The sequence below is a fragment of the Asaia sp. BMEF1 genome (assembly GCF_051628905.1).
Lineage (GTDB): Bacteria > Pseudomonadota > Alphaproteobacteria > Acetobacterales > Acetobacteraceae > Asaia.
In genome coordinates this window covers 2,920,411-2,940,347 of the sequence record NZ_CP157575.1, presented here as the reverse complement: position 1 = coordinate 2,940,347, position 19,937 = coordinate 2,920,411, and the positions used below count along the sequence as shown (strand labels likewise).

17 protein-coding genes are annotated in these 19,937 nt (G+C 61.5%); 5 read left to right on the top strand and 12 right to left on the bottom strand.

Going from position 1 to position 19,937, the window contains the following annotated elements; genetic code table 11:
- Nucleotides 1-23: 23 nt before the first annotated feature.
- The 6 genes from ABHV46_RS13110 to ABHV46_RS13085 all read right to left on the bottom strand — a co-directional run bounded on the left by ABHV46_RS13110 (nucleotide 24) and on the right by ABHV46_RS13085 (nucleotide 6,733).
- Entirely contained in the window at nucleotides 24-1,265 is a 1,242-nt protein-coding gene (locus ABHV46_RS13110; RefSeq protein WP_438381805.1) for a glycosyltransferase, read from the bottom strand.
- A gap of 164 nt (nucleotides 1,266-1,429) precedes the next feature.
- The gene (locus ABHV46_RS13105; RefSeq protein WP_336946599.1) at nucleotides 1,430-1,765 is read right to left on the bottom strand and encodes a hypothetical protein; all 336 of its coding nucleotides are present in this window, start codon (nucleotides 1,763-1,765) and stop codon (nucleotides 1,430-1,432) included.
- A 77-nt stretch (nucleotides 1,766-1,842) separates the two neighbouring features.
- Complete coding sequence (locus tag ABHV46_RS13100; protein ID WP_438381804.1) at nucleotides 1,843-3,714, bottom strand: potassium transporter Kup; 1,872 nt, start codon at nucleotides 3,712-3,714, stop codon at nucleotides 1,843-1,845.
- Between the two features lie 30 nt (nucleotides 3,715-3,744).
- Nucleotides 3,745-3,960 carry a hypothetical protein gene (locus tag ABHV46_RS13095; RefSeq protein ID WP_242403353.1) on the bottom strand — a complete coding sequence of 72 codons (216 nt, stop codon included), beginning with the start codon at nucleotides 3,958-3,960 and terminating at the stop codon, nucleotides 3,745-3,747.
- 73 nt (nucleotides 3,961-4,033) lie between these two features.
- Entirely contained in the window at nucleotides 4,034-5,464 is a 1,431-nt protein-coding gene (locus ABHV46_RS13090) for a helicase HerA domain-containing protein (protein WP_438381803.1), read from the bottom strand.
- A gap of 63 nt (nucleotides 5,465-5,527) precedes the next feature.
- Nucleotides 5,528-6,733, bottom strand: coding sequence for a TIGR03862 family flavoprotein (locus ABHV46_RS13085; protein WP_438381802.1), 1,206 nt, complete (start codon nucleotides 6,731-6,733; stop codon nucleotides 5,528-5,530).
- 203 nt (nucleotides 6,734-6,936) lie between these two features.
- Here ABHV46_RS13085 and ABHV46_RS13080 point away from each other — a divergent pair, with 203 nt between their 5' ends.
- Entirely contained in the window at nucleotides 6,937-8,421 is a 1,485-nt protein-coding gene (locus tag ABHV46_RS13080) for a mannitol dehydrogenase family protein (protein WP_438381800.1), read from the top strand.
- 52 nt (nucleotides 8,422-8,473) lie between these two features.
- A complete protein-coding gene (locus tag ABHV46_RS13075; RefSeq protein WP_438381799.1) occupies nucleotides 8,474-9,526 on the top strand; it encodes a thioredoxin family protein in 1,053 nt (350 codons plus the stop codon).
- A 36-nt stretch (nucleotides 9,527-9,562) separates the two neighbouring features.
- On the opposite strand, the gene ABHV46_RS13070 is transcribed toward ABHV46_RS13075, so the two are convergent.
- The 6 genes from ABHV46_RS13070 to ABHV46_RS13045 form a co-directional block, all read right to left on the bottom strand.
- Complete coding sequence (locus ABHV46_RS13070) at nucleotides 9,563-11,872, bottom strand: TonB-dependent receptor (protein ID WP_438381798.1); 2,310 nt, start codon at nucleotides 11,870-11,872, stop codon at nucleotides 9,563-9,565.
- Between the two features lie 310 nt (nucleotides 11,873-12,182).
- Nucleotides 12,183-13,043 carry a carboxylating nicotinate-nucleotide diphosphorylase gene (gene nadC / locus ABHV46_RS13065; protein ID WP_438381797.1) on the bottom strand — a complete coding sequence of 287 codons (861 nt, stop codon included), beginning with the start codon at nucleotides 13,041-13,043 and terminating at the stop codon, nucleotides 12,183-12,185.
- Nucleotides 13,040-14,536 (bottom strand): L-aspartate oxidase, encoded by a 1,497-nt coding sequence (locus tag ABHV46_RS13060; protein ID WP_438381795.1) that lies wholly within the window; start codon nucleotides 14,534-14,536, stop codon nucleotides 13,040-13,042. Before ABHV46_RS13060 ends, nadC begins: the two co-directional genes overlap by 4 nt.
- A gap of 10 nt (nucleotides 14,537-14,546) precedes the next feature.
- Nucleotides 14,547-15,524, bottom strand: coding sequence for a quinolinate synthase NadA (gene nadA, locus ABHV46_RS13055; protein ID WP_408870667.1), 978 nt, complete (start codon nucleotides 15,522-15,524; stop codon nucleotides 14,547-14,549).
- 167 nt (nucleotides 15,525-15,691) lie between these two features.
- Nucleotides 15,692-16,579, bottom strand: a complete 888-nt coding sequence (locus ABHV46_RS13050; protein WP_336946611.1) for an NUDIX hydrolase — start codon at nucleotides 16,577-16,579, stop codon at nucleotides 15,692-15,694.
- The gene (locus ABHV46_RS13045) at nucleotides 16,576-17,058 is read right to left on the bottom strand and encodes an NADH-quinone oxidoreductase subunit B family protein (protein WP_438381794.1); all 483 of its coding nucleotides are present in this window, start codon (nucleotides 17,056-17,058) and stop codon (nucleotides 16,576-16,578) included. The genes ABHV46_RS13050 and ABHV46_RS13045 overlap by 4 nt, the downstream gene beginning before the upstream one ends.
- 237 nt (nucleotides 17,059-17,295) lie before the next feature.
- Between ABHV46_RS13045 and ABHV46_RS13040 the strand changes: the two genes are divergently transcribed.
- The 3 genes from ABHV46_RS13040 to ABHV46_RS13030 are packed head-to-tail and all read left to right on the top strand — an operon-like array spanning nucleotide 17,296 to nucleotide 19,645.
- The gene (locus ABHV46_RS13040) at nucleotides 17,296-18,102 is read left to right on the top strand and encodes a 3'(2'),5'-bisphosphate nucleotidase CysQ family protein (RefSeq protein ID WP_438381793.1); all 807 of its coding nucleotides are present in this window, start codon (nucleotides 17,296-17,298) and stop codon (nucleotides 18,100-18,102) included.
- The gene (locus ABHV46_RS13035; RefSeq protein WP_438381792.1) at nucleotides 18,099-19,109 is read left to right on the top strand and encodes an L-threonylcarbamoyladenylate synthase; all 1,011 of its coding nucleotides are present in this window, start codon (nucleotides 18,099-18,101) and stop codon (nucleotides 19,107-19,109) included. Before ABHV46_RS13040 ends, ABHV46_RS13035 begins: the two co-directional genes overlap by 4 nt.
- Nucleotides 19,109-19,645, top strand: coding sequence for a hypothetical protein (locus tag ABHV46_RS13030; protein WP_336946615.1), 537 nt, complete (start codon nucleotides 19,109-19,111; stop codon nucleotides 19,643-19,645). Before ABHV46_RS13035 ends, ABHV46_RS13030 begins: the two co-directional genes overlap by 1 nt.
- Nucleotides 19,646-19,937: the final 292 nt, after the last annotated feature.

Here is a 19,937-nt window from a genome sequence, read left to right as displayed (position 1 = left end):
GAGATCGCGATAGGGCGATTTTGTCAAAGGGCGTGCCTCGTAAGACTGGCATGGACCATGGAGGCTCTCGGGCTTTGGGAAGGCTTGTCACGAAGCTCACCGCCAACGCGCTCGGTCGTATCAGACACAGCCGAACGGGGACGCATCAGGGCAAGAAAATCCTCTCCCCCCCGGGAGACGTGAAAGGGCGACACGAGTGCGGCGAGTGCTTCGCAATCGGGAGAAGGTTCGTAAAGAAGGTCGCTCATTGCGCCTGCAAGCGCCGCAACATCGCGCGTCGGCACGCTGCGCCCAGCCGTCGCGCAGGTTATCAGGCTCTCCACCGCCGGAGAACAACGCGTGGAGACGATCTGACGCCCGGCGGCCAGCGCCTCTAGCAGGACAGCGCCGAAACTCTCGCAATGCGACGACACAACGAAAAGACGCGCCTGCTCCAGAAAAGGGCGGATGCTGGGCACATAGCCAGTCAGCGTTACCCGCGCGGTCAGACCGAGCGAGCCGATCAGGTTTTCCAGCGCGCCACGCTCCGGCCCTTCCCCACAGATCACCAGCCTTGCCTCGGGATGTCGGGCTGCAACCTCGGCAAAAGCGTTGATCAAGAGGTCGAACCCCTTGATCGGCACGAGACGCCCGGCCGCGAGGATGGTCATCGTACCTTGCGGAACAGGGGATGGACGGCCTTCATCCCACAATGCCGGAAGCGGCACGACATCGACATGGGCACAGCCGACGATCTCCCGTGTCTCATACGCCAGAGACTCGCTCAACGTTGTGATGGCATCGGCTTTGCCGAGCAGACGACGCATGCGCCAATTGTAACCGATCTGTATCAGACGCGACCGGCCGGGGCGACAAACCGGCGAACTCACCTGTGCCACGACATGCGGCGCCTGCGCAGCAGGGAGCGATTTAATCATCGGTATGACGGGCCAATGACTATTGCCCGGTACGTAGCAGGACTCGATCTTTCTCGAGCGCAGCACTTCGCGCGCGCGAAAGGCAAGAGACCAGGCAAGACGGGTGTCGCCGAGACCGGGTTTGAGCGCCAGATCGACAATCTCGACGGCAGGGACGAGCAGAGAACGCAGAGGGCCATCGTCACGACCGACGAGCAGCGTGACGGCAATCTGTCGTGACGCCCAGTAATTGGCGAGGCCGATGGCCACACGCTCGCTACCGCCGAGACGGAAATCGCGCAGGACGATGGCAATCGAGCCTGGCACCGACGATATCGGGCCGCATTTAATAGGGGTGATGACGGACATGAGAATCAGTCGTTCTGGCCTGCGAGGGAAGACCCGCCCTGATTGTCATGTTTTGACATGAGATACAATGCGTTACTTTTGCGGTCGCGACAAAACCGACCGGACCGCCCTCACTGGCAGAATACCATGTGAGGGCAGAACGTAGTGAGGGCCTCAGCCCTCGATCAGTCCTTCGTTGCAGGCGCGTCCGAAGGCGCCGACTTGCCGGGCTGGGTCGAATGCTCGACGTCATAGGCCGTGGCTTTTTCTTCATAGCTACCCTTGGCGCCCGGGTGTTCCTTGTCATAGAGCGCCGCTTTTTCGCGGGCTTCCTTGCGGAACTCGTGACGCTTGTACATGCCGGTTGCGCAGCCACCGACAGCGCCAAGCACGCCGTGATTGACCAGATGGCCACCGACAGCGCCAGCAGCACCGTATTTCAGGCATCCGCCCGGTTCGGCATGGGCGAGAGGGGCTGCAACAGCGAAGGCCAGCAACGAGAGGCCGAGAAGAGGACGCATGGATGGGTTCCTTGAGAGTAGGGCGCATTCACACTCGAGGGCGCCCTGCTGGTAAAAAGCGGAAAAGCGGATCGGGTTCAGATTTCGACCTGATGGCCGATTTCGACCAGACGCTCGCGCGGGAGGGTGAAGCGATCCGAAGCGCGCACCGCGTTGCGGTAGAGAAAGCCGAACAGGATACGGCGCGGCAAGATCATCTTCGGTTTTTTCAGATCGGGCACGACGTCGTCGTCGCCCGCGAAAAACACCAGCTTGTCCAGATCGAGCGTGCAGCCCTGCTCTTTCGCCTGGCCGAGCACATAGTAGAGATTGGGTATCTCGACAAAGCCGAACGTGACGTTGATCTGCCAGATCCCGTTGCCGAGATCTTTGGTCGTCATGCGCTCATCGGCAGGTATCCGAGGCACGGTGTCGAATTTCACGTTCAGCGCGACCACCTGCTCGGGCAGGCAATGGAAATCGGCCACGTGACGCATGACGATGGGCGGGAGGGCGCTTTCATAACGCGAGAGGAAAACAGCCGCCCCCGGCGTTCTGATCAGTTCGCCATCGCGCAGCTTCTGCAGCACCTTGTCGGAACGCTCACCCAGTGGCGCCAGGCCGGCACGAAGCAGGATGGTGCCCCGGCGCCATGTCGTCATGATGACATAGATGCCCAGACCGATCAGAAGCGGGACATAACCGCCCTTGTCGATCTTGAGCAGGTTGGCGACAAAGAACGCGACATCGATCACCGCGAAAAACAGCGCAATTGGCAGGGCCTTCCAGAGCGGCCACTCCCAGCGTTCGCGCATAACGTCGAAAACGAGCAGCGTCGTCATGAGCATGGTGGTGGACACAGCCGTGCCATAGGCGCCCGAAAGCGCGTCCGAACTCTTGAAGCTGAGGGCAATGAGCAGCGTCACGACCATCAGCATCCAGTTGACGACCGAGACATAGATCTGACCGTATTCGCTGTCGGAAGTCTGGCGGATATTGAGGCTCGGAAACCATCCGAGCTGCATGGCCTGACGCGTGAGCGTGAAGGCCCCCGTAATGATGGCCTGGCTCGCGATGATGGTCGCAAATGTGGCCAGCACCACCATGGGCAGCACCATTTCATGGGGCATGGCAGCGAAGAACGGATTGTCTTTGACCTGTGGGTGACTGACCAGAAACGCCGTCTGCCCTGCATAGCTCAGCACCAGCATCGGCAGGACGATGACGGCCAGCGCCAGACGCACGCTCGGGCGCCCGACATGGCTCATATCCGCATAAAGCGCCTCGGCACCTGTGACGGAGAGGAAGACAGCGCCGAGGATAGTCAGGCTGTTTGCCCCGTGCTCGTACAGAAAACGCAGGCCGAAAAACGGGTTGAGGCCGACCAGTACAGAGGGGTCATGCAGGAGCGAACTCAGCCCTATACCGCCCAGAGCGAGAAACCAGAGTAGCATGATCGGGCCGAAAACGGCGCTGATCCGCGCTGTGCCCAGAGGCTGGATGGCAAAAATGCCAAACAGGATGAGGGCGGCAATCGGCAGGATATAGGGTTGCAACGATTTGGTGACGACACCGATGCCTTCGACGGCGCTCAGCACCGAAATGGCGGGGGTGATGGCACCATCGCCATAAAGCAGGGCCGCGCCAAACAGTCCGGCTGCGGCGAGGAGCGTGCCACGCGTGTACCAGTGCTTGCCGAAAGAGCCACCGACGAGAGAAAAAAGGGCGAGAATACCGCCCTCACCCTTGTTATCGGCGCGCATTACCACGGTTGCATATTTGACGGCCACGACAAGGATCATGGTCCAGACCAGAAGCGAGAAACCGCCGAGAAGCGTCTCGCGATCTGTCGAACCCGTATCGTTGAGGACGGTCTGGAGGGTATAAAGTGGGCTTGTTCCGATATCGCCAAAAACGATGCCAAGTGCTGCCAGCGCGCCGGGCAGCACCTTCCTGTGTTCTTCGGCCATACGGCTCCCCGTTTTATTCTGCCCCTGCCCTCACCCGTGATGGGGGGCGTCGGCGTCCAGAAGTTTGACGTCGATGATCATCGCGCCTGAAAAATACATGGGCTTGACGAGATGCTTGATGATGTAGTGCCCATCGCCTCCCTCGATCCGCACCGGCACGGTAATATCGTAGCCGGAAAGACGGGCGTCGTAGGTGGCGTCATCGCCATTAAGGGATACGAGGGCGATCAGTTCATCATTTGTCATAATTTTCTCCATAACCCCGCCAGGGGCTGGCAGCAACTCATGAACGAACGAGACAGCGCGCCTGCTGGTTGCCCTAGCCGCAGGTCTGCCAGCCATAGCCGATGAAGGCAATGCGTCGGCCGGAGGGCATGTCCTGCACTACGATGATCTGTCGCTCTTCGAGATAGGCGAGCTGCCTGCGCGCACGACCGAGCGAATGCGTGCCATAGGCTTCTGCAATCGCTTCGTCCCCCGGGCAGGGCGCGCCGTCGAGGGCTGCACGCGCCAGAAGCAGCACCACACCCTGCACGTCTTCAGGCACGGCACGCGCGATCTCGAGCGCCTGCTCCCAGCCTTCTTCCTGCGCCTGCTCGAAGCTCGAGCCTGAGCGCACGCTGGCCAGAAGCAGGCGGAAAGCCCCCAGATCGAGCACGTTACGATCGAGGCGCTCGATACGCGCCCGAAGCTGAAAATCCTGATACAGCGTGGCGAGCGGGCGATAGGCCGACTCGTTTTCTGCGACCACCGCCTCGGTCAGGCGCCAGAGCAGTTCGGGAGCGGCTTCGACAACCGGGGCGGCCTCTTCGATAGGCACTGCCGCATAGGAGTCCAACTGGGCAAGCAGATCGGGTGCGGACGCACGGCGCTCCCTGGGGCGAGGTGTCGTTTCGACCACGGGTTCGAGAATGAGGCTGTAATTATCTTCGGCGGGGCGGGCTTCGAAGGGCGTCAGAGCAGGGCCCGTCGCATGGCTTGCCGTCTCGACAGCGCCGATCGACACCATGAGCGGCCTGCGACTCAGTGCAGGGCCGAGTGCCATGAACTGCCCGCGCGCCAGATCGCGAAACGCCTCTGCGGTACGCCGCTCCATACCCAGAAGATCGGCTGCACGCACCATATCGATATCGAGAAAAGTGCGGCCCATGAGGAAATTGGACGCCTCTGCCGCGACATTCTTGGCAAGCTTGGCCAGACGCTGGGTGGCAATCACCCCGGCCAGGCCGCGCTTTCGGCCACGGCACATCAGATTGGTCATGGCGCCAAGCGACAGGCGGCGCGCCTCGTCCGAGGTATCGCCACTCGCGACGGGCGCGAAAAGCTGGGCCTCGTCCACAACCACCAGCACTGGGTACCAATGGGCACGAGGCGCCTCGAACATGCCGTTGAGGAAAGACCCCGCAGCGCGAAGCTGCATTTCGGCCTCGACGGATTCCAGATTGAGCACGACAGAAGCGCGATGGGCGCGGGCGCGCTCGCCTGCGGCACGCAGCGTGGCTTCCGTCTGTTCTGAAGCGTCGATAACAAGATGGCCATATTTATCGGCGAGGGTCACGAAATCGCCCTCGGGATCGACAATCACCTGCTGCACGAGCGTGGCTGTCTGCTCAAGCAGGCGACGCAGCAGATGCGATTTTCCCGAGCCCGAATTACCCTGCACCAGCAGGCGGGTTGCGAGAAGTTCTGTCAGGTCTAGCTGGACATCCGCGCCGTCACGGCCACGGCCCATCGTGATCGATACGCTCATGGGGCTGTCCCTAGCGCAACTCGCCTCCAAAGTCAGCCATCACGCGGACGAATACGAAGGCGCTCACGGGTTTTGTCGCAGGTGGTTTTTCACCCCCTGCGCCGCACGACGTCCGGTCGCGAAACAGGCCTGAAGCAGATAGCCGCCCGTGGGCGCCTCCCAGTCCAGCATTTCACCCGCTGCAAAAACACCGGGGCGCTGTCTGAGCATCAACCCGTCATCGAGCGCCTCTCGCCTCACACCGCCCGCCGTGGAAATGGCGCGGGCAAGAGAATCCGGTGCCACGAGGTCGAGCGGGCAGGATTTGATATGCTGCGCCAGAATCCCGGCGCCGGAATGAGTCGGTGCGGCCTCGCGCAGCAACCAGCGCGCGGCCGGGGACAGCCCCAGACGACGCAGCCTGCCCGACTGGCTTTCACGCTCACGAAACCCTTCCAGACGCGACTGCAAGATCTCCTGCGTCAGGCCCGGCCGGAAATCGAGCGTGATCTGCAATCGCCCCTTCCGCCTCAGGGCTTCCCGCCACAGAGCCGAGAGACGATAGACCGGCGCGCCCTCGATGCCCTGACGGGTAAGCGTCACATCGCCTCTGGCGCTTTGTCCTGCCCCTCCGATCGTGACCGAATGCAGCACCTCGCCGTGAAACTGCTCATGAAATTCCGGCGGCAAGGCAGTCCTGAAACCGCAATTGGCGGGTTGCAAAGGCGAGAGGCTTTCTGGCGTGAGGAAATGCGTCCAGCCGCCATCGCTGCCGAGGCGCGGCCATGATGCGCCACCCGACGCAAGAATAGTCGCTGCTGCTGCCACCCTCTTTTCGCCTTGCGGGGTTTCGAACCTCAGGCCCCCGGTTTCGTCCCACCCTGTCCAGCGATGGCGCAGGGCGAAGACCGTGTTTTGCGCTGCCAGTCGTGCCAGCCAGGCGCGCAGCAGCGGCGAGGCCTTCATCGCCTTCGGGAAAACACGCCCGCTGCTACCGGTGAAGCAGGGCTGACCGAGTTCTTCTGCCCATTCCCTCAAGGCCTGCGGCGGAAACTCCCGGATCATCGGCTCCAGCCAGGAGGCGGAAGCGCCGTAGCGCGAAAGGAATTTCTCGAGGTCTTCAGCATGGGTCAGATTGAGCCCACTGCGGCCGGCCATGAGAAATTTGCGGGCCGGGCTTGGCATCTGATCATAGACGACCACATCGAACCCGTCGGCTGAGAGGCTTTCGGCGGCGGCGAGCCCGGCAGGCCCGGCACCGATCACGGCGATGATGTGTGGTGTCTGCATGATGCGGGTTTAAGCCTCTTCACCAAATAGTGCCATAGAACGCCGTTTTTTGCTCTTGAGCCTCTGACGGGAACCGCCACATCATCCCGCGCGCTGCACTCCAGACCCGCGCCCCGAACGGGGCAGTTTCAGACACACTTTTCCAGACACGTCGTTCAGGACGTGCCGCCCTTCTTATGTCTCGTGCTCCTTCAGGACAGCCCATGATCGCTCTTTCCTCAGAGACCCTCTCGACCCTTCCCGCCAGCGCCGAGGTTTTTCCCTATGATCGCACCGCCCTGAAAGCGGGGATCGTGCATCTGAGCGTCGGCAATTTTCATCGCGCGCATCAATGCTGGTATGTCGATCGCCTGCTGGGCCAGCCGGGCAATGAAGGCTGGGCGTTCTGCGGCGTCGGGCTGATCGACGATGCAACCGAGCGTCTGAAGCTCGAAGCCTTTCCGGCACAGGATAATCTCTACACCCTGACGCGCTACGCGCCCGACGGCACGACACGGCATCAGGTGATCGGCTCGATGCTCGATTATCTTTTTGCCCCTGCCGACCCGCAAGCCGTGCTGGCCCGTATGGCAGATCCCGAGACGCGGATCGTGTCGATGACCATCACCGAAGGAGGGTATAATCAGGACCACGCCACCGGCAGCTACCGTCTGGAAACGCCTCTGACGCAGCGTGAGCTTGCGGCCCCGAACAAGCCGGAATCAGCTTTCGGCTATATCGTCGAGGCGCTGCGTATCCGGCGCGAGGCAGGCATTGCGCCCTTTACTGTCATGTCCTGCGATAATCTGCGCGATAATGGCATCGTGACCCAGCGCTCGGTCGTGAGCCATGCCCGCGCGCTCGACCCGGAACTGGCGGAATGGATCGAGCAGAATGTTACTTTCCCAAGCTCGATGGTCGATCGCATCACGCCTGCCGTGCTAAAGGAGGATGCCGACCGGGTGAACATCGAATGCGGCGTGCATGACCGCCTGCCGGTGATTTCAGAAGAATTTGCCCAATGGGTGATCGAAGACCGCTTCGTGAACGGGCGCCCGGCGCTCGAAAAAGTGGGGGCCCAGATCGTTCCCGATGTTCATCCTTACGAACTCGCCAAGGTGCGCATGCTCAATGCCTCGCACTCGATGCTCGCCTATCCCGGCCAGCTTTCGGGGCTCGAAACCGTGCGCGATGCCATTATCGACCCACAGATCGGCAAATTGGTCGAGCGCTTCATGAGCCTCGATGTCATTCCGCATCTGAGCGCGCCGCAGGACATGCCGCTCCCGGCCTATCGCGATCTGATCATTGCGCGGTTCAGCAACCCGAATGTCGGCGACAGACTGGCCCGTATCACCGGCGATGGCGGCAGCAAGCTGCCGGTCTTCCTCGCCCCGAGCTGGAACAAGCTGGTAGCCTCTGGCGCGTCGCTCGACCGGGTAGCGTTCGTTCTGGCCTGTTTCATTCGCTATCTGCGCGGTCGCACCGATCAGGGAGAGACCTTCACGCCGTTCGAACCCGCACTGTCCGACACGCAGCGCAAGCTCGCGCAAAGCTGGGAGACGGTGTTCACCATGACCGTGTTCGAAAGCTTCACATTCGATGACGGACATCGCCGGGTGATTCGTGAAATGGCGGAAAGCATGGAACAGAGAGGCACGAGCGTCGTTCTGGCTGAACTCCTTGCGGCAGAACCTGCCAGCGCCTGACCCTGTCAGGCCGGAAGGGGATCGCCGCCTCTTCCGTCCAAAGGCGCTTTTCATGGTCTCATTTTCATCACCAGGATTTTCGTTCCTGCGTTATTCCGGGCTGAGTCTGGTCGTCGCGCTTTGCGCTGCCCCGGTGGCGCAGGCAGCGCCCCTCGCCTCGCTCTCGGGAGCCACGTCGTGGCTCAACACCCAGCCCCTCTCGGCTGAGGCACTGAAGGGTAAGGTGGTGCTGGTCGATTTCTGGACGTATTCCTGCATCAACTGCCTTCGCGAACTGCCCTATGTCGAGGCCTGGGCCGACAAGTACAAGCCCTACGGCCTCGTGGTGATCGGCGTCCACGCGCCTGAATTCGCTTTTGAAAAGAACGTCGACAATATCAAAAAAGCTGTCGGGCGATTCCACATCACCTTCCCTGTCGCCGTCGACAACGACCGGGCGATCTGGAACGGCTTTGGGAACGAATACTGGCCTGCCGCCTATTTCGTCGGCGGTGACGGCAAGATACAGGCGCATCATTTCGGTGAGGGCGATTACGACAATTCCGAGCGCATGCTCCAGGCCATGCTGCGCGAAAACGGCGCGAAAGATGTGCCGGGCGATCTGGTTCATCCCAAGGGCAGCGCTGAGCAGGTCGAGGCCGATCAGTCCGATATCGGCTCACCGGAGACGTATATCGGCTATGAGCGCGCCAGCAATTTCATTTCAACGGGGGGCGCCATACAGGATTCCCCCAATGACTATGTGATCGAGCGCACCCCCGCCCTGAATCAATGGGGCTTAAGCGGCAACTGGACCGTAGGGCCTGAATCGGCCCGGCTGAACAAGGCAGGCGGCGCTATAGAATTCCGCTTTCATGCGCGCGATCTGCATCTCGTGCTCGGCCCTGTGAAGGGTGACGCCCCGGTTAAATTCAGGGTAACGATCGACGGCAAGCCCCCCGGCGCCATGCATGGCAGCGATTGCGACGAGAATGGCCTCGGCACAGTGACCGGCCAGCGCCTCTACCAGCTCGTGCGCCAGCCTGAAAACGCCGTGGGCGAGCATGAATTCAAAATCGAATTTCTCTCGCCCGGCTTAGAGGCGTTCTCCTTCACCTTCGGCTGAGAAACCGCGTCTCAGGGGGCGGCGTCCCCTGATCGCTCAGAAGCTGGTCGACACTGTGCCCGTCATGGTGAAGCGGGCAGCGGTCATGAAGGAATTGCCGTAGCCGGTATAGGGCGCGAGACTGCCGCTATAGACCGTGCTCGGGTCTTTCGCGCTGTAGATGGCGCCCATGGCGCCGGTGCGCACGATAGAGCCGGTCACATTGGCAAAGTTCAGCTTGATGGTGGGCGATTGCGCGATGCCGACCGGCTTGAAACGATAGCCGAGCGAAATGGTGTTGGTCACAAATCCCGGCATACGCTGGTCGCCTGCCACACTGACCGATTGCGGCCCGGTATAATGCAGGCTCGCATTGCCGAAGAACCCGGCATATTTATAGGTCAGACCGAAATTGGCCAGCACGCGCGGCGCCATGATGGCCTGCGTACCCTTCGAATTCAGCATGACATTCGTATAGGGATCGAAGACATTGCTGTCCTGCACCGCATGCAGATATTCGACCGAGGCATAGGGGCTGAATCCATGAATCGGACGGCCCGAAATCATGAAGTCGAAACCGCGCATATGCTGGTTACCGATCGAGAACGGCTTGAACTGGTTCATACCCAGATACTGGTTCACGATGCGGTTGGTGACATTGTAGTTGAAGAATGACGCATCGAGAATGATGTGCTCGTCATGATAGCGGTAGCCCAGTTCTTCCTTGATCGAATACTGGTTTTTCGGGATCGGCACGCTCGTATAGAGCCAGCCCAGATCGACGGCGCTCGGCTGGCGGTAATCGCCCTCGGCGTTCAGATAGATCTGGCTATGCTCGTCGATCGTATAGCCGACCGAAAGCTGCGGTAGCGGCTCGGTGCGGTTATTGGCCATGCGGCCGTAGAGATCCTTGTTCCAGGTATTGGCCATGACGAATTTGAACCCGGCCTGGATGTCGAGCTTGTCGTTCAGATATTTGGCGTGATCCTCGATGAACAGGCTGTGGATCTCGGTGCCTGCATTCTGCTGGTCACCCGCATCGATGCGATAGGCGGCAGCGTTCGGGCTGGGTGCCGCGCCGTTATCCATGGTGTAGCTGGTGGGATAGGATTGCTGGGTATAGTTGTTTTCATACCAGTAGCCGAATGACACGTGATTATGACGGTCGACATCGAAGCCCAGCTTGGCCACGGCACCGCGACGCTCGGTCGCCCCTTGCAGGAAGTAGCTGGTAACATTGCGCGTCGAACCGTCCGCCTGGGTTGCCGTGCCACCCGGTGAAGCATCCCAGCCCTTGCCCAGGCTGTAATAAGGCTGCAGATCGAATGCGAGGCGACGGGTCAGAACGATGTGGATCGGGGCCGAGATGAAGACCTGATTCCAGTAATCGGTGTTATTCTTCCAGTAGTTGATATTGTTGGAATTGGCCGATCGGCCATAGCCCTCACCCGTATGCTTGTATTTATAAAATTCCTGCTGCGTCGGATAATTATCGATCGTGAAATCTTCCCAGTTCCACGAAACGAAAGTCTTGGCGAAAGAGCCGTTCTGCCAGATCTTATTCAGCCCGAAATCGATGTGACGACGGTCATTGATGCCAGCCCCCATCCAGCTACGGGTATGAGTGTTCGAGAAAGAGAAATATCCGCGCACGCCGCTATGGCCGATCTCACCCGTATCCACGCGGATGAACTCACGCGACAGATTATTGGTGCCATAGGAAAAATCGACCAGACCGCCGAATTTCTTGTCAGGCGTATGAGTGGTCTCGTTCATCGTGCCGCTGGCTGCCGACATCACCGGCAGGGCCGTTTCCGAGCTGCCCGGCGTGAGAGAGACGGATTCAACGTTTTCCGTATCGATGTTCTCTGTGATGTATTTAGCCGCGGCGGCAGGCGCGCCATCGACCAGAAGCGCCATATCGAGATCGGTCAGGCCGCGCGACTGGATCTGGCCACCCTGCATACCGTAAGGATCTGGCGTGCTGATACTGACACTCGGCAGGTTCTGGATAAGGTCCAGCGCCGTGCTGGATGGATTGCGCATCGAGATATATTCGTGGTCGACCGTCTGCACATTACGCGGTGCATGCTCGATACGCATCATGCCGCCGCCGCCATTCAGTGCCTGGCGGCTAGTGGTTACCGAAATCTGCTCTTCGCCCCTGGCCTCGACCGCCTTGTTTCGGGCTGCATGACCGGAGGTCGCACGTTTGCTCGCGGCGGGGCCGCTACGACCGGCAATGTGAGGCTTGGCAGGATATGACGCAGCAGCGGCCAGAGCGGCATTCTGGGCGAGGCATGTTGCCGAGGTGAGAAGGACAGCCAACCCGGCTTTCAACTGCATACGTCCAGAACCATACCCCATCGAGACTCTCTTCCATAATTGCGAAAGTTTTCGGATTCATTACTTCGGAGACATAAAATTGCGCTACCAAAGCGATGTCTGCCTCTTCATGTCTGCACGAACACAAGAAGGTATACAAGTCGAAAACATGTCGTAACGTGTCGAAAAGAGAACGATGTGGCTACCAGAACACCATGCAGAGGCGGTGTCGCGTCTGCGTGATGCCGATGCAATCTATCGTGACGGCGCGCAGAAACGCCCGCGCGCCAGTCTGTCGGATAGGGGCAACGAAGCCTGCATCCGGTGCGAAAGGGTTTATCCCTGTTTCAATTCAGAGATCGATATCGAGACCGATATCGAGTGCCCTGACGCTGTGGGTCAGCCATCCGAGCGAAAGCACCTCGACCCCTGTGGCGGCGATAGCCGGCGCCGTATCGGGCGTGATGCCCCCCGATGCCTCGGTCACGGCGCGACCGTCTACCATCGCCACCGCCTGACGCAACACCTCGACCGGCATATTGTCGAAGAGATAGGCATCGGCGCCGCCGCTCGACAGCGCGGTTTCGAGCTGCTCCAGCGTATCGACCTCAAGAGCCACCGACATGAGATGACCTGCGCGCTTTCTGGCCCCCTTGAGGGCTGCGGCCACACCGCCACAGAGCGCGATATGATTATCCTTGATCAGAATTGCATCGTCGAGGCGATAGCGGTGATTGCTGCCCCCGCCCGCCTTGACCGCATATTTCTGCACGGCGCGCAGCCCAGGCAATGTCTTGCGGGTGCAGCAAATGCGCGCTTTGGTGCCCTGAACGGCATCGACCACCTGGCGCGTGGCGGTTGCTATACCACTCAGATGCGAGAGCAGATTGAGCGCCGTGCGCTCGCCGCCAAGAATGGTCTCGGCGCTGCCTTCCACCTCGGCAAGGATATCGCGTGCCGCGATACGGCTGCCATCGTCCTTGAGCGCGGTGAACCCGATTTGTGGATCGAGAAGGGTAAAAGCGAGCCGCACCGCGCTCATCCCGGCGACCACACCCTCATGGCGGGCGCGAAACACGGCACGCAGGCGCTGCCCCGGACGCGTGACGGCCTGGGTGGTGGCGTCGCCGCCCGTGCCGAAATCCTCGACGAGACCGGCCCTGACGACAGGCTCCCACATCAGATCAGGCAGGGGAGAAATGAATGCACTCATGCGTAGGCCAAGCTCCGTTCCTGAAGACCGATATCCTTCAGGGTGAAATGAAAGCGCTCCGCCGCAGCGGGCTCCTGACAATCCATGCGCCAGTGACTGCCCCGGCTTTCGCGGCGGCGTAAAGCCGCTGAGGCAATCGCCGCGCCGACAAGGGCATGATCGTCACGCCCGGCGAGCGGTGCCAGATAGGCGGTGAGCGCCTCAAGGCCTTCACGATCGCGCAGAATGCCCGCGCCCCGGTCCATCTGCTGACCGAAACTCGCAGCCCCCAGCCGTGCCGGGCGTGACGGATCCTGACAGGAATGACGCTCTCGCGGAGCATTATTGACATCCCACGCCACCGCACGGCCCATGACGAAGGCCTCAAGCAGGGAGTTGCTGGCCAGACGATTGGCCCCGTGCAACCCGGTGCAGGCGACCTCGCCGCAGGCCCAGAGGCCGGCGAGACTGGCACGTCCGTGCAGATCGGTCGCGACACCGCCCATATGATAATGTACCGCCGGGCGGACGGGGATAGGCTCGCGATCGGGGTCGATATCGTAATGCCGGCAGGAGAGCGCGATGCCAGGAAACTGGCGTGAAAAAACCTGTTTCAGCCCCCTGCCCGCTTTGCTGCTGCGGGCATCCAGAAACACGCGATGCCCCTCCAGACGATGGCGCGCAATCGCGCGGGACACCCGGTCGCGCGACTGCAATTCATCGGTAAAGCGATCGCCCGTCTCATCGACAAGCACCGCACCTGCGCCACGTACGGCCTCGCTGATGAGCGGCGAACGGGCGCCGCCCGTTTCGACATCGAGAGCGGTGGGATGAAACTGCACGAATTCCATATCCGCCAGCCGTGCCCCTGCACGCGCTGCTGCTGCAAGACCGCGCCCCGTATTGCTGTTGGGACTGGTGGCACCGGCATAGAGCGCGCCTGCCCCGCCACAGGCCAGGATGCAGGTATTGGTCGGGATGAATTGCCCGGTATTCAGCCAGACGCCCCGCACCCGCCCCTCGACCGCGTGAACATGCTCCAAAGTCACGCCATCGAGCACCACGATGCGTGGCAGGCTTCTGACCTGGGCAATCAGCGCCTGCATGATGCCCGCGCCGCTGCTATCGCCGCGCACATGGGCGATACGTGCGCGGGAATGCGCGGCTTCGAGATGCAGGTCCAGCGCACTCGCCCCCTTGCGATCGAACGCAACCCCCCAGTCGAGCAGGGTCGAAATGGCCGAGGGGCCAGCGCCGATGATGGCCTCGACCGCCTTGCGGTCGCACAGACCATCGCCCGCCGCCAGCGTATCGCTGATATGCAGAGCTACATCATCGTCATGGCCGATCGCTGCGGCGAGCCCACCCTGCGCCAGCATGCTGGCTGCCTCCTCGCCCAGAGGGGTCGGGCTCAGCACCACACAGGGCCGGTCGAGGTGCAGGGCGGCGGAAAGCCCGGCAAGACCCGCACCCGCGATAACCGGCCAGCCTGCAAATCGGGTGAGAGTCATCATGCGAGCGCCCTCAGATGGCCAACATCCGCTCGACCGCTCGACGCGCCTGCGGGAAGAGCGCCTCGGGGATAGTGACTTCCTCTTCCATGGTCTCCAGAGCACGACGAATGGAGGACAGCGTGATGCGCTTCATGTGAGGGCAGAGATTGCACGGGCGTACGAATTCCACGGCCGGGTTGAGCGCCGCCAGATTATCGCTCATGGAGCATTCAGTCACGAGCAGCACTTTTTTCGGCTGTTTGACGGCCACGAACTCCATCATCCCTGCGGTCGAGCCCGCATAATCGGCCTCTGCCACCACTTCGGGCGGGCATTCAGGATGCGCCAGCACCACCACGCCGGGATGCATGCGGCGATACTGCCTGATTTCGAGCGGCGTGAAGCGCTCATGTACCTCGCAATGGCCGGGCCAGGTCAGCATTTCGATACCGGTTTCGTTCTGGATGTTCTGCGCCAGAAATTCGTCGGGGATCATGATGACACGGGGCACACCGAGGCTCTCGACGATTTTCTTCGCATTGCCCGAGGTGCAGCAGATATCCGTCTCGGCCTTCACCGCGACCGAGCTGTTGACGTAGGTGACAACGGGCACCCCCGGATAGGTCGCCTTGAGCGCCCGGACATTCTCTGCCGTGATGGATTCGGCAAGCGAGCACCCGGCCATTGAATCGGGAATGAGCACCGTCTTTTCCGGGTTCATCAGCTTGGCGGTCTCGGCCATGAAATGCACGCCCGCCATGACGATCACCTGCTCTTCGGCACGCTGCGCCTCGCGTGCCAGCGCCAGGCTGTCGCCGCGTATGTCGGAGATGCAGTGAAAAATCTCGGGGGTCTGGTAATTATGGGCGAGGATTACCGCATTGCGCTCACGCTTCAGACGCAGGATAGCCCTGATATCGTCGGCAAAATTCTGCTCCCAGTCCTCGCGGGTCATCAAACGGGAAACGGGCTCGTAAAGCGCATCGCTGCGGTCTCTGACGAGGGTCATCTGATCCATGAGATCCTCTCCACTTATTTATGCTCTCAATGAGCATAATAGGGATAAAACTGTTAGGCCCCATACATTGGGTTGGCGCACGCCGATTACAAAGCCACGATCCCGTGATTTTCGATGAAATTTTCGGCCCATGGAAAGCCAGATGTCACCCAGCGCCCTCAGACTGAGCGCGCTATGGGCAGTTTGGAGCCCATCAGGTGACGCGTGCCGATCACGGCGCCCCTGAAGCGATAGAGACGTGCCGGGCGCCCCTGCGCCTGCATTTCGGCCTCGCCCGTTTCCTCCACCAGATCCTGCGCCAGAATGAGTCTGCGAAAATTCTGTTTATGCATCGGCCGCCCGGCGATAGCCTCCACCGTGCGCTGCAACTGCCAGAGGGTGAACGTCTCGGGCATCAGTTCGAATACGACGGGCCGATAGCGTATCTTTGCCCTCAGCCGCGCCAGGGCTGTAGCCAGAATGCGCCGCCTGTCTGACGGCATGGAGCGCCCCGGCGCCAGCCACGCGGCGGGCTGGCGCGATTCCGGCAGAAGACCCGCCTCCCAGAGCAGCTCGTAACGGTGAAGCACCAGTTCGTCATTCCAGGGCTGCCCTTCAAGGCCGAAGGTTTCGGCACAGCGCCATGACCGCGCAGCATCGCGCCCCGCCCAATGCGCCAGAGCACGGCCTATTTCCGCATCGAGCAGTTCGGCCCCTTTTTCACGCCGGTTCTCCCAGGGGAAATATTCGTAAAGCCCGCGCCAGCCCTCCTGCGCATCTTCAAGCCGCGTGAGCCCCATGTAGGAAATACGGATGAGACGCGGATGGTCATGAGCGCCTGACTCTGCCCCCGAAGCCTCGGCAAAGGTATAAAGCTGCTCGATATGCCCCAGATGGCACTGCGTCTGCTGCTCGACCCAGAGCCTTATCCCGCGCTGCAAGGAACGATGAGCGGTCTCCAGCGGGCCGGAGGGCAGGTTGCGCCCCTGATCGAGAGTCAGCACAAGCGGCATCTCGTCCTGCACCGCAATCAGCACTGCCACGAGTTCGGAGTGGATCTCGTTCATGCCGAGACAACGCGTCCGGTCGTGAGCAGCAGAAGGCCGCGCAGGATTTCCGCAGGTGCCGGAGGGCAGCCGCGCAGGGCGACGTCGCATTGCTGCACCCCTGCAAGCCCAGCTTCCATTATGCCGCCAAGCGTGGCGTAATTCGTGCCGAACGGCCCCAGCCCCAACGCGCAATCGCCGATCGCGACAAGGCCCTTGGGTGACGGCATGGCCGCCCAGCGCGCCTGAAGCGCTGGCAAAAGGGCGCGGGTCACGACCCCCACGACAAAAAGCAGTTCAGCGTCATGGGGCGTCTCGACAAAGCGGATATCATGTCGCGCCAGATCGTATGCCGCGCCCTGCAATGCCGTGGCTTCGACAAGGCATCCATCGCAGCCCCCCCCGGCAACGAGATGCAGCGTCAGGGGGCGGGGTGCCGGTGGCAGGGCGCTCCGAGGGCGCCACCTGTGGGCGTCCAGAAGGGCGCGGAGGTAAATCATGGAGAGACCCGCTCATTTGGTTCGCCACGGATATGACCACAAAGACCGGCCCGAAAAAACCCCTGCACCGCCCTGCTATCGAGGAGGCCTCTACATGGCCCCATGGTATTGCGGAGAGGGCATTACCGGCCCGTGCTCAGTAAAGACTGACGTCTCGCGCCAACACCGCTCGCGCAAATCGCCCGGACGCGTCGTTTTGCCCATGACGATGCCCGGAACTTGCGGTAAGCCGGAAACATGACCCGCGACGCTGCCCTTCCTTTCGATGCCGACGCCCTGCTTGCCCTTGCTGCCCGACTGGCGGATGAGGCAGCAATTCTCATCAACGATATCCGCGATCGTGGTTTCGAGACGATCATCAAGGCGGATAAGTCGCCCGTGACCGAGGCGGACCAGGCTGCGGAGCGCCATATTCTAGCAGGGCTGCGTGCCGCCACCCCGGAGATCCCGGCGATCGGGGAAGAGGAAGTGGCCAACGGCACCTTCGTAGAGCCGGGTGAGACCTATTGGCTGGTCGATCCGCTCGATGGCACGCGCGAATTCGCAGCGGGGCGCGACGATTTTACCGTCAATATCGGCCTCGTTCATCAGAACCGCGCCATTCTGGGCGCCATGGCCCTGCCCGCTTATGGTCAGCTCTATACAGGGCTAGTCGGCAAGGGCGCCTGGCGTCGCGATCGCAACGGGCTGAGCGAGATCGCAGCTGTGCTGCCCCCGGAAGACGGGCTGCGCATTCTGGCCTCGCGCCATTACGCCGATGACCCGAGGCTGAAAGAATGGCTGGCCGGTCGCAAGGTGGGTACGCTGGGCAATATCGGCTCCGCAGCCAAATTCGCCCGTGTGGCAGAAGGCGCCGCCGATTTCTATCCGCGCCTCGGCCCGACCATGGAGTGGGATACCGCCGCCCCTCAGGCCATTGTCGAAGCTGCCGGTGGGCATATTCTGGACGAGCAGGGCGTGCCGCTCACCTATGGCAAGCCGGGCTGGTTCAACCCGCCTTTCCTCTGCACCGGTCGCCATCCCGCAGGAGAGCATGACGCATGACCGAGATCCTCAAGGCCGATCCCGATGCCATTGCGCGCGCCGCCTCCCTGCTCCTTGAAGGCAAGCTGGTGGCCTTCGGCACCGAGACCGTTTACGGGCTCGGTGCTCTGGCGACGTCGAGTAGTGCTGTCGCGCATATTTTTGCGGCCAAGAACCGCCCGCGCTTCAACCCGCTGATCAGTCATTTTGCCAGCACCGAAGCCGCCTTCGCTCATGTGGAGCCGACCGATCTGGCCTATCGCCTTGCCGAGGCGTTCTGGCCCGGCCCGCTGACGATGATCCTTCCTCGCAAGAACGGCTCGACCATCTGCGATCTGGCCACGGCAGGCCTGCCCACGATCGCGTTGCGTGTGCCGCGCGGCAAGACGGCACTGGCCCTGCTCGAGGCTGTCGGCCAGCCTGTCGCAGCACCTTCGGCCAATCCGTCAGGGCGTGTCAGCCCATCGGACGCGTTTCACGTCCTGCGCAACATGCACGGGCGCATCGACGCCATTCTCGACTCAGGCCCCTGCTCTGTCGGGCTTGAAAGCACCGTGATCGATCTCTCACGCGAGGTGCCGTTTCTGCTGCGTCCGGGCGGGATCACGCTCGAACAGCTGGAATCCGTCTGCGGTACAATCCGCAACCCTGACGATTATGCGACCAAGCTCCCCTCCTCACCGGGCATGCTGGCCTCGCATTACGCCCCCGGCCTGCCTGTGCGGCTGAATGCTGAATCGATTGGCGAGGACGAAGCCCTGCTGGCTTTCGGGACGACACTTCCCGGCGCCGGGCTGGTGTACAATCTCAGCGAAACGGGCGATCTCGAAGAAGCAGCCGCGCGTCTTTTTGCAGGGCTGCGCTTTCTCGATGGCGAAGGCCAGCGTCGCGGGTTGCAGACCATCGCCGCCATGCCCGTGCCGCGCCACGGTCTGGGGCTGGCCATTCTCGACCGGCTGCGTCGTGCCGCGAGTCCACGCCCCGTAGCGGGCGGTGAGGACGACGATCTGGAGAGTATGATCGGCTGATGTCCGGCTCTTTCGACCCAAAGGAACTGAAGGTTCTCTCGGATATTCTTGCGCTCGTTCTCGAAGAGCAGGAAGGCCAGTCTGTGGCCGCACTCAGCGCCTTGCGCTCGCGCGCCAGGAAAAGCGGCATGACGGGCGGCGCGCTGAAAAATCTTTTCGTCGCCATTGCGCCCAACCCGCCCCCGCGCGCCAAGCCCAGAGCCACACGCACGACAAAGACGGCAGAGAGCAGCGCCGATACGCTTGCCGCCCGACAGCAAATCGTGACACTCACCAATAATCTGCGCCAGATGGATCTGGAATTGCGCAATTCGCGTGCGAGACTTGAATCCGTAAGGTCGGAACTGTTCCAGACGCAGCAATCCCGCGCCGAGCTTCAAACGAAGCTACTCACCAAAGAAGCGCGCAAACCTTTTTCGAGTCTTCTCCTCTGGTGCGGATTTGCGGCAGGTATCCTGATTGGTATCGCTGGTACCCAGTTCATTCACTCGATCGTCGATACGCCCCGCATGGATCGCTCGGTGTACCTGCGCTGAGCTGAACCTGCAGAGCACTCGATACACCCGCGTCAGCGCATAGACTGCCCAGATCAGGCGGAACCCGAACTGGCGCCTCCATCGCCATACGGGCCATTGCATGAATAACCCGGCCTAGTCAGACTTTCGCCGCATCATCCGGATGGTGGCCGAACAACGCAGGCTTCGACTCTCGCGCCGCCCTCGGGCACCCCTCTTGTTCGTACAAAAACGCTCTCGCGACAAAGCGCCATGACCCGCTGAATTTTTGCTGACCGGAGACCGGATGTGAGCGTATCGATTGAGGATCGTG

Bases quoted from the DNA above. Each gene is read 5' to 3' on its own strand.
- ABHV46_RS13110 (WP_438381805.1), bottom strand. From the start codon at position 1,265: ATGTCCGTCATCACCCCTATTAAATGCGGCCCGATATCGTCGGTGCCA.
- ABHV46_RS13105 (WP_336946599.1), bottom strand. From the start codon at position 1,765: ATGCGTCCTCTTCTCGGCCTCTCGTTGCTGGCCTTCGCTGTTGCAGCC.
- ABHV46_RS13100 (WP_438381804.1), bottom strand. From the start codon at position 3,714: ATGGCCGAAGAACACAGGAAGGTGCTGCCCGGCGCGCTGGCAGCACTT.
- ABHV46_RS13095 (WP_242403353.1), bottom strand. From the start codon at position 3,960: ATGACAAATGATGAACTGATCGCCCTCGTATCCCTTAATGGCGATGAC.
- ABHV46_RS13090 (WP_438381803.1), bottom strand. From the start codon at position 5,464: ATGAGCGTATCGATCACGATGGGCCGTGGCCGTGACGGCGCGGATGTC.
- ABHV46_RS13085 (WP_438381802.1), bottom strand. From the start codon at position 6,733: ATGCAGACACCACACATCATCGCCGTGATCGGTGCCGGGCCTGCCGGG.
- ABHV46_RS13080 (WP_438381800.1), top strand. From the start codon at position 6,937: ATGATCGCTCTTTCCTCAGAGACCCTCTCGACCCTTCCCGCCAGCGCC.
- ABHV46_RS13075 (WP_438381799.1), top strand. From the start codon at position 8,474: ATGGTCTCATTTTCATCACCAGGATTTTCGTTCCTGCGTTATTCCGGG.
- ABHV46_RS13070 (WP_438381798.1), bottom strand. From the start codon at position 11,872: ATGGGGTATGGTTCTGGACGTATGCAGTTGAAAGCCGGGTTGGCTGTC.
- nadC (WP_438381797.1), bottom strand. From the start codon at position 13,043: ATGAGTGCATTCATTTCTCCCCTGCCTGATCTGATGTGGGAGCCTGTC.
- ABHV46_RS13060 (WP_438381795.1), bottom strand. From the start codon at position 14,536: ATGATGACTCTCACCCGATTTGCAGGCTGGCCGGTTATCGCGGGTGCG.
- nadA (WP_408870667.1), bottom strand. From the start codon at position 15,524: ATGACCCTCGTCAGAGACCGCAGCGATGCGCTTTACGAGCCCGTTTCC.
- ABHV46_RS13050 (WP_336946611.1), bottom strand. From the start codon at position 16,579: ATGAACGAGATCCACTCCGAACTCGTGGCAGTGCTGATTGCGGTGCAG.
- ABHV46_RS13045 (WP_438381794.1), bottom strand. From the start codon at position 17,058: ATGATTTACCTCCGCGCCCTTCTGGACGCCCACAGGTGGCGCCCTCGG.
- ABHV46_RS13040 (WP_438381793.1), top strand. From the start codon at position 17,296: ATGACCCGCGACGCTGCCCTTCCTTTCGATGCCGACGCCCTGCTTGCC.
- ABHV46_RS13035 (WP_438381792.1), top strand. From the start codon at position 18,099: ATGACCGAGATCCTCAAGGCCGATCCCGATGCCATTGCGCGCGCCGCC.
- ABHV46_RS13030 (WP_336946615.1), top strand. From the start codon at position 19,109: ATGTCCGGCTCTTTCGACCCAAAGGAACTGAAGGTTCTCTCGGATATT.